The 14,368-nt window shown below is 55.8% G+C and carries 6 protein-coding genes; 2 read left to right on the top strand and 4 right to left on the bottom strand.

The window, feature by feature from the left end:
• Nucleotides 1–313: 313 nt before the first annotated feature.
• From U5L07_07670 to U5L07_07660, 3 genes are read right to left on the bottom strand one after another with little or no spacing between them, the layout of a single operon-like run.
• Nucleotides 314–1,096, bottom strand: a complete 783-nt coding sequence (locus tag U5L07_07670; GenBank protein MDZ7831615.1) for a DUF1295 domain-containing protein — start codon at nt 1,094–1,096, stop codon at nt 314–316.
• A gap of 6 nt (nt 1,097–1,102) precedes the next feature.
• On the bottom strand, nt 1,103–2,500 hold the full coding sequence (locus tag U5L07_07665; protein ID MDZ7831614.1) for a glycoside-pentoside-hexuronide (GPH):cation symporter: 1,398 nt from the start codon (nt 2,498–2,500) through the stop codon (nt 1,103–1,105).
• Nucleotides 2,501–2,506: 6 nt separating this feature from the next.
• Nucleotides 2,507–3,073, bottom strand: a complete 567-nt coding sequence (locus U5L07_07660; protein MDZ7831613.1) for a chalcone isomerase family protein — start codon at nt 3,071–3,073, stop codon at nt 2,507–2,509.
• A gap of 411 nt (nt 3,074–3,484) precedes the next feature.
• Between U5L07_07660 and U5L07_07655 the strand changes: the two genes are divergently transcribed.
• Complete coding sequence (locus U5L07_07655) at nt 3,485–3,943, top strand: DUF2177 family protein (GenBank protein ID MDZ7831612.1); 459 nt, start codon at nt 3,485–3,487, stop codon at nt 3,941–3,943.
• A 193-nt stretch (nt 3,944–4,136) separates the two neighbouring features.
• Nucleotides 4,137–4,748, top strand: a complete 612-nt coding sequence (locus tag U5L07_07650; protein MDZ7831611.1) for a GAF domain-containing protein — start codon at nt 4,137–4,139, stop codon at nt 4,746–4,748.
• Between the two features lie 8 nt (nt 4,749–4,756).
• On the opposite strand, the gene U5L07_07645 is transcribed toward U5L07_07650, so the two are convergent.
• Nucleotides 4,757–14,101 carry an SDR family NAD(P)-dependent oxidoreductase gene (locus U5L07_07645; protein MDZ7831610.1) on the bottom strand — a complete coding sequence of 3,115 codons (9,345 nt, stop codon included), beginning with the start codon at nt 14,099–14,101 and terminating at the stop codon, nt 4,757–4,759.
• Nucleotides 14,102–14,368: the final 267 nt, after the last annotated feature.

Below are 14,368 nucleotides of genomic sequence, written 5' to 3'. Positions count from 1 at the left end.
GAGATTTATATCAAAGCATTATGAGCAAGTCAATAACAATAAAACCGGCATGACTCTCTGATCCGCTTGGACAATTATGCACCATGCGGCGATGAAGCTTCAGTTATGCGGGCATTTTATTATCCGCTCAACAAACTCAAACAGAATCCTCATTTTTCGAGTTTTAAATAGACCACAATAAATTGGGTGCGGCATGGGGTCATCCGGGCAGGTGGCCCGGCCGAGGTCAGGCAGAATTAAATTCAAGGGCGGGAATCTGGCTGCAATTTCCTGAATCCTTTCCTGGTGCTACCTTTGTGAGCGATCAAAGCGCTTATTTTTTGGGAGGCCACGGAATAAATGCGCTGGTTTTTCGGATATAAGCCTGATACTCCGGGTTTTCTGAAAATTCCGTTTGCTCCATCAGGGTCACGCCGGTGATGCGCAGCAGCGTATAGGTGATCACCATGGGACTGACGATTGTCCAGACGCCCCCGGGCACGGCCAGCACTATTAAAAACAGTCCCCACCAGACCAGGGCTTCACCGAAATAATTGGGATGCCGGCTGTATCGCCAGAGCTTTTGGTCCATGACTTTGCCCTTATTGGCCGGATCAGCGTTAAAGCGGACCAGCTGTCGGTCCGCCGCGGTCTCAATGACAAAGCCCGCGGCCCAGATTCCCATGCCCAGAAAATCCAGCCATGTGAGATTTGCCGGCACGGCAGATAGCTGCCCGTATTGGACCCCCAGCGATATGATCCACTGAAAGAGCGCCTGGATCAGAAATACCTTGAACAGGCTGACTATCCAGAAGTTCTCCCCGTGTTTTTTCCGCCACTCGGCATAGCGGGGGTCTTCGCCCTTGCCCCAGCTGCGGAGGCTCATGTGAATAAAAAGCCGGACGCCCCATGCAGTCACCAGGAGCGAGAGAATCAGCTTTCTGGCAAAATAGCCGTCTGCGGCAAAAAAGGTGAGCCAGGCGATCAGGATAAACCCCAGCCCCCAGAAGCTGTCGGCAATGGTCACATTTTTATTCGCCAGGCTGATCAGCCAGCCGATCACCATAAGACCGGCCGCCGCCAACAGGTTGACCCCGAAAATCCATAAGTTTTCCATTGCGTCTTAATCCTCCTGATGAATCAAATGCCCGGGTGCCAGCGGATCATGGACGCTTTCGCCTTCAGCCTGTCTCGCAATGGCCTCCCGGATGGCCCGGTGCAGATCGCCCGAAATCGGGTAGTAAAGGGCAATCACGAATGCGACGGCATTGCAGAGACACGGTACCAGGGCATAGAGCATTCGCAGGGTAAACACCACGGATTCGGTTTGCTGAATATTGGGCACATATCCGGATGCGCCCAGAAGCGCAAGACCTGCGCCCACCCCCAGGGCGGCGGCCAGCTTTTTGGCAATAGACCAGAGGCCGATATACAGCCCTTCCCGCCGCTCACCGGATTTTAACTCGTCATAGTCAATTACATCCGCCTGGATGGCCGACGGAATCGCCAGAGTCGCCCCGAACCCGATGCCGGAGATAAAGACCAGGATGCCGTAAATCATTTCATCGCCGGGGCCCAGAAAAAACACCCAGAAAAAGGCGCCGGTGTTGACCGCCATGGAGACCAGCCACACGGCTTTCTTGCCGAAGCGGCCGGAGCCCGCCACCCACATGGGGAGAAACAGGATGCCGGTCACAAAGTAGAGCAGCAGATATAGATCTGCCCGCGGGGAGTGGAGCACATATTCCACGTAATAGAGGATCAGGGTGGCCGGCAGGTTGTTGCCGATGGCACTGATGGTATAGGAGATAAGCAGAATCCGAAAGGGCCGGTTCTGCAGGCTGGATAGCACACGGGAAAAAATATTTTCAGTTCTGGCGCTGATTTCCACGGCTTTTTCCCTGAAGGCCAGAACGCACCAGACAGCCGTGAGGATGATCAGGGGCGTATAGACCAGCGACAGAATAAAAAACGTTTCGCGTTCACCGGCCCCGCCTTCGGGAATGGTAAACAACCATTTCACGGCCGCCGGCGAGGCGGCGGCCACGAGGGTTCCGGCAATCAGGGCCCCGTCGCGCATGGAAAAAAGGGTGGTACGCTCATCATAGTCAAAGGTAAGCTCCGGACCCAGGGATTCGTAGGGGACGATCACCACCGTCCAGAAGAGAAAAAGCGCGAAAATAAGCATCAAAAACCACAGGGTGGCGGCATCCGGTCCCACATCCGGCGGGTTGAATAGCAGAATGATGGCCATGGCGGTAAACACCGCCCCGCCCAGGATGAACGGCCGGCGCCGGCCCCACGGGGTCTGGATGCGATCCGAGATCAGCCCGATGGCCGGGTCCGTCACCGCATCAAAGAGCCGTACCAAAAGCAGGATCACGCCCAGGGCGGAGATGTGCACGCCCACCACGTCGGTATAGAATTTCGGGAGGTAGACGTATACCGGAATCCCCACCACGGCCAGGGCGAATGCCGGGGCCGAGTAGGCGATCTTTTTGCCGGCGGAAAGCGTCTTCATGCCCGTTTACCGGTCCAGTAGCCGATCCCGGAAGGATTTGCTGATGGGGTTTTTGCCCAGCCACATGGCAAAATAGGCCCGGGCGAACTGTTCGCCGGGAACCACGCCGAGTCTTTCGCCGTTTAAGGCAAGAGAGGTGCCGCTGCCCGGGATATATGCCGCCTGATATTCATCGCCGGGCGAAACCGTCCGGTAAAGGGCATTCATCTGTTCGATCCGGGGCTTTAACTTTTGAAATTCGGCCTCATCCACGTTTTTTTCAATCATTTTCGTGGTCGCCTTGGCAAAATCCGCCGCCGGAATTTCGTGAAAATAATGCAGCACCAGGACCTTGGGGACATCCGAGAGCACCTTTGCGGCGGCCGTCTCCTTCGGCAGGTAAAGTGCCCCCACATAGGCCTTGATCACAATCAGGTGCTTCAATAGCGCAGTTCCGCGCAATTGCAGGTCTTTGCCGTCAACGCGAATGCGCTCTTCAAATGTCACCCCCTCGATTTCCGCTGCACCGGTCAAGGGGACGGCAGCCGCCGCCAGGAAACCAAAAACAATCAACATCACGAAAAATTTATGCATCCGCGCCTCACACATTAATATTTGCCCCTAAATTGAGGGCGTATTCAGGTATAATGTCAAAACCATTCGCTTAAGCCATTTTTACCCTCATCCCGACCTTCTCCAGTTCACGACATTGAGTATAATGTCAATGCCACATTGATTTAAGGTTGAAAATCGGCTCGGTTGTCATTTCGAGCGCCAGCGAGAAATTTTATAATTTGATGATTTTTTAAGATTTCTCGTCACTGTCGTTCCTCGAAATGACAGCGGCGGAAGGCTAAAATTAATGACATTTATTATAATGTAGATCCGTCGGCTTAAAGGTCAAACCGAAATAATGCATCAGCATGCGAAATTTTTGTATAATCGAATTAAAATGCGTAAAATTTGACCGGTCCGGCAGACAGGAATATATTAAAGATATAAACCATGAACCGGGCCGAGGAAAAAGCCATGCAGTATTTTTTGACGTCAACATTTTTCAAGGTGGCCATTTTATCCATTCCCATTTTCATCATCCTGGATCTGCTCTGGCTCTCCGTGGTGGCCCGGGGCATTTATTTCAAGCATTTGGGCTATCTGGCCGCAGTGGAAAATGGACGGATCGTTTTCAATCTGCCGGCGGGACTGCTTGTCCAGGTGATTATCGCGCTTGGACTGGTGGTTTTTATTTCCCTAATCCTGCTTATACAAAATACCCTGGGCGCAGCCCTGGGGGTTGGGGCCTTCGCCGGATTCGTGCTCTACTGTACCTATGATCTCACCAACCTTTCGTTTGTAAAGGACTACCCGCTGCCGATTACGCTGATTGATATCTCATGGGGCACGTTCCAAGGCTTTCTGGCTGGTTTGTACGTGTTTTATTTGACAAAAGTCTTTTCTTCATAATTCTCAATCAGCTCTTCTTCTCCGGATTCTGAATCCGAAGCTTTCTTTGCTTCTTCTGTTTAACCGGCTGAGGGTTTCCGGTTGGTTCTGTTTTGTTCTGATCCGTATTGGCCCAGCGGCTGCCACATGAAAGATTTTTATCCGGTTTATGGCTCAAGCCATAAATTGCAACCGTCCACAAGGAGGTCACACCATGAAAAAACAAGTCGTCAATTACGAAACCCTGCTCAAAATCACCAATTCCATCTCCCATTCCCGGGACCCGGAGGAAGTGGTGCTGTTGACTGCAGAAAGCATTGCCCATGCGCTGAATGTCAAGGGATGCAGCATTTTTCTGATCAATCGGCATACCAATGAACTGGAAATCGCCGCATCCTTTGGTCTTAGCAAGGAGTATCTCAACAAAGGCCCGGTCAGCGCCATGCATTCCATTGCCGAATCTTTGAGCGAAGGTCCGGTGGCCATCGGCGATGTATCGGATGATCCGCGGATTCAGTATCCGGATGAGGCTAAAAAGGAGGGGATTGCGTCCATACTTTCAGTGCCCATGACCACTGCCGACCGGATTATCGGCGCGCTTCGGGTGTATACCGCGGAGCCGGTGGATTTTGACATGGATGACGTGAATTTTGTCCAGGCGGTGGCTAATATGACCGCTATGGCTATTGATATGGCAAGGCTTCATAAAGGCTTAAAGGACAGCATCGAAATTCTTAAAACCATGCGGGATCCCAGGACGCTCAAATCCAAGAAGCGAACCCCCTATGAAGGCGTGCCCAAAAGTTTTTCCCAGGCCCGGGCGTAGGCTGCTTTTTAATGCCCGGAATAGAGAAACGGCGTCAAATCCTGCTTAATCGCCGCCATTAAGCGGTTTCTGCTTCCGACGGGAAACATGTGCTGGCCGGGCATAAGCTGAAGCCTGAAGGTATCCGAGGTATACTGGTGCCAGGCGGAAAGATCCGCACGGCTCACCAGTTCATCCGATGCCCCCCCAAAAGCGGTTATCGGGCAGTCAAGCGCCGGCTTAACCTGGCAGTGGTAGGTTTGAAACAATCCGGCATCGGCATTAAAAAGGTTCAGCCATTCGTTCATGAAAGTATCATCACCCCGCAACGGCTCGGGAATTTCCATGTGCGGCATCAAGGATTCATCAATGGGTCTATTCTTCATAAATGCCCCGTTTTCGCAAGGCGGCGGCATAGCGGCAGCAAAAAGGTGGACGGGGGATTGGCCGATCTTTTGTCTGATGGCATGAGTGAGTTCATAGGCGATCCATGTCCCCATACTGTGGCCGAAAAATGCAAAAGGCCGGTCGAGGTGGGGTTGAATCATCTCCAGCAGGGCCTCGATTAGATGGTCGAACCTGTCGAAGGTTTTTTCATGCCGTCTCCCCTCCCGTCCCGGGAGCTGTACCGGGCACACATCAATGGCATCCGCCAATTCCTCCGGCCAGCCCTGAAACAGGGAGGCCGCGCCCCCCATATGGTGGAAGCAGAAGAGGTTGATCAGGGCGTCCGGTTTCTCCTTGCGGTAGGCCAGCCAGCCGTTTGATTCGGGGGTTGAAGCCGTCTGCCCGTGCGGTGTTGTTTGATCATTTTCTTTGGGCGCATCGGATTTGAACCGGCCCGCGGACTCGAGAAGCTGGTGAATGGTTTCCGAGAGCATGGCGATGCTCGGGTTCTCCATAAAATTTTCAGCTGTCAGGCCCACATCGAGATCGGTCTGGATTATATTGTTGAGTTCAACCGCCATCAATGAATCCAGGCCGGTTTCCTTTAACGGCTGTTCAGGGTCAAGCGGGACATCATCGGAAAGACCCAGCACGTGGGATACGCGATCCGTCAGGTACCGGGCGATGATATCCCGGCGCGCCGCCGGCGGGGCCTCGGATATTTCCTGAACAACGGCGGAGTTGCCGGTGCTCTTTTGCTTTCGGCGGTTGGTGAAATTTTTGAAAACCGGCGGCGTCAGATTTTCGGGAAACCGGTCCAGAAACTCGGGCCAATTGATGGGCAGGACACCGGCCTGGACCGCATCCTCGGCAAGCAGCCGGTCCAGTATGTCCAATCCATTGTCCGGGGGGATTCTATCCATTCCTGAAAATGCCGCTCCGGAGCTATCCGCCGCCATCCCGGCCCCGGCCCAGGGGCCCCAATTCACGCTTAATGCGGGCCGTCCCTGGCTTTTCCGATAATGGGCCAGTGCATCCATGAAGGCATTGGCTGCGGCATAGTTGCCCTGGCCCGGTGACCCCAGAAGGGCTGCCGCGGATGAGAAAAGAACAAAAAAATCGAGTCCCATCTCGCGGGTAAGCTGATGCAAGTGCCAGGCGCCGGCCACTTTCGGCGCCATCACACGGTCAAATGCATCCCTGGACAGGTTGGCCAGCATGCCGTCTTCCAGCAGGCCGGCGGCATGGATGATTCCCTTAAGCGGCGGCATATTTGTTTTTATCGATGCCAGAACACCGTAGAGATCCTCGCGGCGGGAGACATCCGCCCGGGCCTGGAAAACGTGCACCCCGGCCTGGGTCAATCCTTCGATTTCCTTTTCCGCTTCTGGTGATGGCCCGCTGCGGCCGATAAGCACCAGATGCCGCGCCCCTTTTTCCGCAAGCCAACGGGCGGCCTGAAGACCGATGGCGCCATAGCCGCCGGTAATCAGGTAGCAGGCGGTATCATGAACCATTGCTTTTTCTGACTCAACATCTTTGGGGGCAAGCGAGATGACGACTTTTCCGATGTGCTTGGCCTGGGCCATGAACCGGAAGGCGTTTACCGTGTTTTCCAGGGGATACACCTTGCAGGGCAATGCATTGAGTTGTTCTTCGGTTATACGGGCCATTATTTCGGATAGCATGTCAGTGACTGCTTCCGGGCGTTTTCCGGCAACTTCAATCAGGTCGAACGGATAATAGGCGACATCCGGACGCGCCCGGTTCATCCGGGCCTCATCCCAGATACCGATTTTGCCGATCTCCACGAACCGCGCGCCTTCGGCGGCAACGGAAAGCGATTTTTCAATGAAGTCCCCGTTCAGACTGTTAAATACCACATCAACGCCCCTGCCGTTTGTCAGGGTTTGGATTTCATCGGCAAAATCAAGGGTGCGGGAATTCATTACGTGCGCTACGCCCCTGGATTTTAAGAACTCCCATTTGCCCGGGCTGGCTGTTGCAAATATTTCGGCGCCCGCCTTTTGGGCCAGCTGGATGGCGGCCTGGCCCACCCCGCCGGCGGCGGAATGAATCAGAACGCTCTCCCCGGACTTTAATCCGGCCAGCCGGTACAAGCCGTACCATGCCGTCAGGAACGTGACGGGAAGGGTGGCGGCTTCGTCAAAGGTTATATTCTCCGGCTTTAAGGCCACATACGCCTGATCCACACAGACAAACCGGGCAAGGCTGCCTACGGCAAAGGCCCCGATGACTTCATCCCCGGGCTTGAACCGTTTGACATTCCTGCCCACCGCGGCGACAACGCCGGTGCATTCCCCGCCGAACGGCAGGGCTTCCGCGGATTCAATGCCGAGTTCTTCGGCGGCCTGCTGCAACATGCCAAGCGCATTTAACACATCCCGGAAGTTTAAGCCGGCCGAGCAGACCCGGATTTCGACTTCCTCCGGCCCGGGTTGGGCTCGGTCCTGCGGCGCCAGGTACAGATTTTCCAGAATACCGTATTGACGGGTGGCCAGCCGATACGACGCGGATTCCGGAATAGACAGGCTGTCCGCTTTATTTCCGTCATTTTTATGGTATTCTGTTAGGCGGGCCGCGAAACGGCTGCCGCCGCGAAAAGCGATCTGGTCCTCTGCATCCGGGTGCCACAGCGCGTTGACCAGGGTTTCGGAATCTGTGGATTTTTCATTTGGATCCAGGTCAATCCGGGTGCAGTGAAGAGACGGATGTTCAAGGGCGATCACCCGCCCCAGTCCCCATAGGGGGGCCTGGCCGGGATCCGGAACTTCCGTTTGGGCGTCCGTTTGGGCGTCCATTTGTGCGTCAGGGGCCTGGCTGCCGCGTGTGATGATCCAGAGCCGGGGAGAATGGGCTGTGGTTGCCAGTGAGCGGACCAGGTACAGCAGACTGTCGCAGCCAAGCAGGGGGTTTTGGGTCAAAATTTCGGAAACATCGGAAGCCGGTTTGGCCTGCCACATATAAACAATGCCCTGAATCGGCAGTTCCTGCTTGCCGGCCCGGCTAAGAAGCTGATTAAAATCCTCCGGTGATTCCGGATTAACAGTAGCGTGACAGCGCTTTGCATCGTACTTGAAATTTTTACCCGGGGTCACGCAAAGGCATGCGGCGCCCCGTGTTTCCAAGCGGTCTGCAACTTCTCGCACCGATTGGGTGCTGTCTGCAAAAAGCAGCCAAAAGCCGGGCGCTTCGGCAAAGGGGGATTCACCAAGCGGGTTTTCCTGCCCTGTCCAGCTTAATTCATAGAGCCAGTTCTCCGTATTCGGCCGGCTGCCGGTAAACAGCATCTCGGGTGCTACCTTGCGCAGGGTCAACCCCTCGACCCGGGCCGCGGTATTGCCGCTGTCATCCAGAACATCGAGATCCGCTTTGAAACTGTTTTTCTCCGCTTCCGCAATTTGCCCCGTCCGGCACCACAGACCGTCGCTGTTTATTTTGCGCACATTCATCCGCTTTATACCGACCGGCAAAAGGGTCGCCTCGGTATCGCCATTCATGGCACCGCCCAGGGACTGAAAGCAGGCATCCAGAAGAGCGGGCGGGAAGATATAACTGCCGGGCGGCTGCTGATGTTTTGCCGGCAGCCCGATTTTGCCCAGGGCATTGCCGTTTTTACGCCATAATTGTTCAATCCCCCGGAAATTGATGCCGTAGTTTAATCCCTGTTGCCGCAGCCGGGAGTAAAATGCGGGGATCGGGACCTCCTCGGTAAAAGCGGTTTTGACCTGTCCCCAGTTTTCGATATTTTCGTTTGATTCATCCCTCTGAAGTTCGCGGACTTCGCCCTCGGCATGAAGCATCCAGTCGCCTTGATCCGAATGCGCATTATCTCCGTTTTGTTGCGAACGGCTATAGATGGTGAACCCGTAGCCGGCGGCATCCGGATTTTCTGATAACACTACCTGCAGCGTCCGCGGGGCATTCTCGTCCAGAAACAAGGCCTGGTGGAACGAGACGTTTTCCAGGCACAGGAACTGGGTGTCAAGCGCCCGGGCGCCTGCGGAAAGTCCCATTTCAAGATAAGCGGCCGCCGGAAAGATCACCTGGTCAAAGATCCTGTGATCCTTGAGATAGGGCGGATTGTCCGGACTGATGACGGACTCGTAAAGGCTTTCTTCTTTCTTTAACAAAGCGGTGGGGACCTGCCTTCCCAGGAGGGGGTGCACGGTGTCGGCTTGATGGTCCGGGGCGGCGGAGGCGGGATTCTGCCGGGCTTCAAGCCAGTATCGTTTGCGTTGAAACGGGTAATTCGGCAGATTCACCCGCCGTTCGGCATGGGCCTGGTCCACCTGGTCCCAATTGATCCGTGCGCCGCGCACATAGAGTTCGCCAAGGCTGGTCAGCATCTGCTGCCAGTCCGCACGCCCCCGCCGGAGGCTTGGCAGCCACAGGCAGTCTTTGTCCGGAATGCATTGTCTCCCCATTCCCAGCAGCACGGGATGTGGCCCGCATTCGAGAAACATCCGGTGCCCGGATTCATAAAGGGTCTCCATGCTCCGGGCGAACTGTACCGGCTCCATGATATGGCGGCGCCAGTATTGCGGCGAAGCGATGTTTTCATCCACGGGCCGTCCCGTCCGGTTTGAAATCAATGGCATCTGCGGCGGACCGTACTGTATATCGGCTGCTGTTTCAGAGAATTCATCCAAAATCGGCGCCATCAGCGGAGAATGGAACGCGTGTGACACGGACAGGGGCTTAGATCGGATGCCTTCTGCGGAAAGTTCACGAACAACGGCTTCCACGCGTTTTTGTACGCCTGAAATAACCATGCTTTTCGGCCCGTTATAGGCAGCGACGCAAACATCGTCCGCATATTTTTCCAGAATCGGGGAAACCGCCTCGCGGGTTGCCATGACGGCGGCCATCGCCCCGTTTTCCGGCAAACTCTGCATCAGCCGGCCCCTTGCCGCGATCAATCGCAAACCGTCTTCAAGGCTAAACACGCCGGCAAGGCAGGCTGCCACGTATTCCCCCACACTGTGCCCCATTACGGCCGCGGGAAAGATCCCCCAGGACTCCCAGAGCCGGGCCAGGCTGTATTCAACGGCAAACAGCGCCGGCTGGGTATAGCCGGTCTGATGGATTTCTTCGGCCGCCTCAGACGAGGCGAAAATTACATCCATCAGCGATCCGTCAAGATACGGGCGAAGCAGGGCGTCGCATGCCGTGATATGTTCCCGGAAGACCGGCTGGGAGCCAAAAAGCGATTTGGCCATGCCGGGATACTGGGCCCCCTGGCCGGTAAACAGAAAAACCACGGACAAAGAGCTGTTTTTGGCGGCGCTTCCGGAGAGGATGCCGGTATCGGCATTGCCGGCGGCCGCAGCCGCCAGTTTGTCTTTTAATTCACCGGCAGTTGCAGCCCCTATGGCCAATCGGTTGGCAAAATGGGTTCGGCCGGTGTTTGCCGAATAGCATAAATCCCCGATAGATGTATCCGGATGCTTGGAAAGTCTGCGGCTGTATCGGTCGGCCAGTTCAAGCAGCGCGGCATCGGTTTTTGCCGAAAGGGTTAAAAGGTGAAACGGGCGTACTGCGGCGGTTTTTGTCTTGCGCCGGATCGGGGCCTCTTCAATGATAACGTGGGCATTGGTTCCGCCGAAGCCGAAGCTGCTGATTCCGGCCAAACGGCGCCTGTCCGCCGGCCATGATTGGTTCTCGGTGGGGACGTCAATCGGCGAATCGTCAAGGGGGACATGGGGGGTGGGGGTCCGGTAATTCAGGTTGGGCGGGATGATTCCGTTTTGAATGCTCATCACCGCCTTGGCCAAGCTGGCGGTGCCGGAGGCGGCCTCAAGGTGGCCGATGTTTGATTTTACGGATCCGATCCAGCATCTATCCTCAGGGCTTCTACCATTGGCAACGACGTTTTTCAGGCTCCCCAGTTCAATCGGATCGCCGATGGCGGTTCCCGTGCCGTGGGCTTCGATATAGCCGAGTTCGCGGGCGTCAACGCCCGCATCGGCAAGAGCGGTTTTAAGTACGCGCTGCTGGGCCGGCCCGCTGGGCGCGGTCAGGCTGTTGCTGCGGCCGTCCTGGTTGACGGCGGTTCCGCGGATGACCGCCAGGATTTCGTCGCCATCTGCGAGCGCGTCTGAAAACCGCTTCAGGATCACCACCCCGCAGCCCTCGCCCCGCACATATCCGTCAGCATCCGCGTCAAAGCTTTTGCACCGGCCATCCGGCGCCATCATGCCGGCCTGCGAAAAACTCACGGTAATCTGGGGGCTTAAAATCATGTTGGCGCCCCCGGCAATGGCCATGTCGCATTCGCCGGTGCGAAGGCTCCGGCAGGCTTGGTGAAGCGCGACCAGGGAGGATGAACAGGCGGTGTCCACCGCCCAGCTGGGCCCATGGAGGTTTAACCAGTAGGAAATCCGGTTGGCGGCGATACAAAGGGCGTTTCCCGGGCCGGCATAGGCATCCATGGCGGCCGGCGTGTTAAAATTATTCCGGGAGTAGTCGCTGCCGCTGATACCGATAAATACGCCGGTCAGGGTGTCATCCACTTTTTCTTCGGGAAGAGCGGCATTTTCCAGGGCTTCCCAGGCGGTTTCCAGCAAAAGCCGCTGCTGGGGGTCCATGTGGGTGGCCTCTCTCGGCGAAATGCCGAAGAATTTCGGATCAAATTGATCCACATCCGTTAAAAATCCGCCCCACCGGGTGTTCATTTTGCCCGGTGTGCCGGCCTGTTCAGCATAAAACGCCTCCCGGTCCCAGCGGTCGGCCGGCACTTCGGTGACCGCGTTGATTTTATTGAGGATCAGATCCCAGAAGGCCTTCGGACCGTCCGCGCCGGGAAAGCGGCAGCCCATGCCGATAATGGCGATGCTCGGATTCGCCGCGGCATGGGAATCCGGCTGCTGTTGGCGGTCTGGAGCCGTTTCCGGGCCCTCCGCCAGGTGTTTGGAAAGCGCTTCAATGGTCGGATAATCATAGGCCAGAGTGGGCGGCAGACGTCTGTTCAACTGGGTTTCAAGTTCGCCGGCAAGACCCACCGCCTCGACGGAGTCCAGGCCGTAGCGGGAAAACGGTGTTCGAATATCAATTTCTTCCGGCAGAATCCGCAGGGTTTTTGCCAGCCGTTCTTTCAGCCATTTTTCAATGGCTTCCGCTGTCCGGAGATTGCCGGCCGGGGCATGGGGCCGGCTTTGATGCTGGGGCGCCTGATCCGGCACCGTGGATTTCAGGCCATCGGATTCCCGCCATTTGGCAATCACGTCAAGGGTATCGCTCAGATAGCCTTCCCGGCAGGCATGCCGTCGGAGTTTGCCGCTGGAGGTCTTTGGTATGCTTCGGGGCTGAAGAAGCCAGATGGCATAGACATTCAATGCCGCTGCATCAAGGACGGCCTGATGAATCGCGTTGATGATTTCATTTGTTTCCTGCTGACCGATTTCCTTGTCTCTTATTTCATAGGCCAATGCCAGCCGTTCTTCGCCTTCCACATCCACCGGAAAGGCCGCCCCGCATCCCGGGCGGAGCACCGTATGGCTTTTTTCGGCGATCAGCTCCACATCCTGGGGGTAATAATTGCGCCCCCGGATAATGATCAGGTCCTTTATCCGGCCGGTTACATAAAGATCTTCGCCTTCCAGAAATCCCAAATCCCCGGTTCGCAGAAACGGCCCTTCGCCGGTGTCGGCAAGATAGGCATGAAATGTCTCTTCGGTCGCGATGGGCTGATTCCAGTAGCCCCGGGCCACGTTGGGACCGGCCACCCAGATTTCTCCGACCGCTCCATCCGGGCATCGCCTGAAGGTTTCCGGGTCTGCGATGATGATTTGTTCCGGTGATTTTGCCTGCCCGCTGCTGACCAGTGTCTTTTTGGCATCGCCGGATTCCGGATTTTTTTCCGCCCGGTGGCATTGCAGGGCGCTGCTGTTAATTGCGGTCTGTCTCGGCCGGACGCCTTTTTGGCCGCCGGCGACAAACAGGGTCGTTTCAGCCATTCCGTAACAGGGATAAAACGCTTCCATTTTGAATCCGCATTCGGAAAACGCCTCGGCAAAAGCGGTCAGCGTTTCTTCGCGGACCGGTTCGGCGCCGTTGAAGGCCAGTTGCCAGCAGCTTAAATCCAGCTGTTTTTTCTCTTCAGGCGTAACCTTCCTTGCGCACAGGTCATAGGCAAAGTTGGGCCCCCCGCTGGTGGTGGCGCGGTATTTGGAAATGGCGGAAAGCCAGCGGAAGGGTTTTTGAAGAAACATCATGGGGGACATCAAAACGGTGCCCGCGCCGAGATAGATGGGCTGGAGGATGCCTCCGATCAGCCCCATGTCATGATAGGGCGGCAGCCAGGACACACCGAAAGTCTCCGGCGTATCCTCAAATCCGGCCTGAATCAGGGCGGCGTTTTTCAGAAGATTGCCGTGGCTGACCATCACCCCTTTAGGAATTCCGGTGGAGCCGGAGGTATATTGCAGAAAGGCCAGGTAATCCGGGGTGAGTGCGGGCAATTCATACGAAGATACGGGCTCTGCCGGCAGGTCGTCGGTTGCCAGCCACTGAATGTTTTTTAAGGCAGCCTCTTTTTCAAAAAGGTCCTGGGCAAAGCCAACCACCAGTTGGGTGCTGAGCGCGATTTTTGCACCGGAATCCTCAATAATTCCTTTTAATCTCGGAAGTGTCTGGGCCAGGCGCGAGGGGTCCGGCGGATAGGCGGGAACGGCGATAATGCCGGCATACAGGCATCCCATGAAACCCGCGATATAGTTCAGGTCGGGCAGGTACAGCAGAAGCGCCCGGTCTCCCGGGCGGCAGACGGAAAGAAGCTCGGCCGCAATCGCCCGGGCTTTTTGGTCAAGATCCCGGTAGGTCATTTGCGCGGATTCATTCTCCCCGTCTTCCAGGTAGGTGAACAAAAGCCGGTCCGGGGCATCTTTTGCCCGGTATTGAAGCAGTTCGGAAAAGCTGTCAATGGAATCGACAAACTCGGGATAGGCGCCACTGATGCCGTCCATTACGCAACCTCCTTAGATGATGAAAAAATTGTTAAACGACGTTTACAGAAACTAACATGGGTATAATGACAAACTCTGATCGTTATTCAATACTAAAAGGCAACGGTATTTTTGTCAGGTAATAACTAGTGTTTTTCGCTGGAGAAGTTGAAGGCAATTAATTCTGCCGGTATTGCAGCGGGGTATGTCATTGGGGCGGGATTACTACTCCTTAAGTATTAATGGCATTGAGATTGGGGCGATACGGAGCGTGGAGAGGCAGGTTGA

The sequence above is a fragment of the Desulfobacterales bacterium genome, from assembly GCA_034520365.1.
Lineage (GTDB): Bacteria > Desulfobacterota > Desulfobacteria > Desulfobacterales > Desulfosalsimonadaceae > M55B175.
This window is presented reverse-complemented; position numbering and strand designations above follow the sequence as displayed.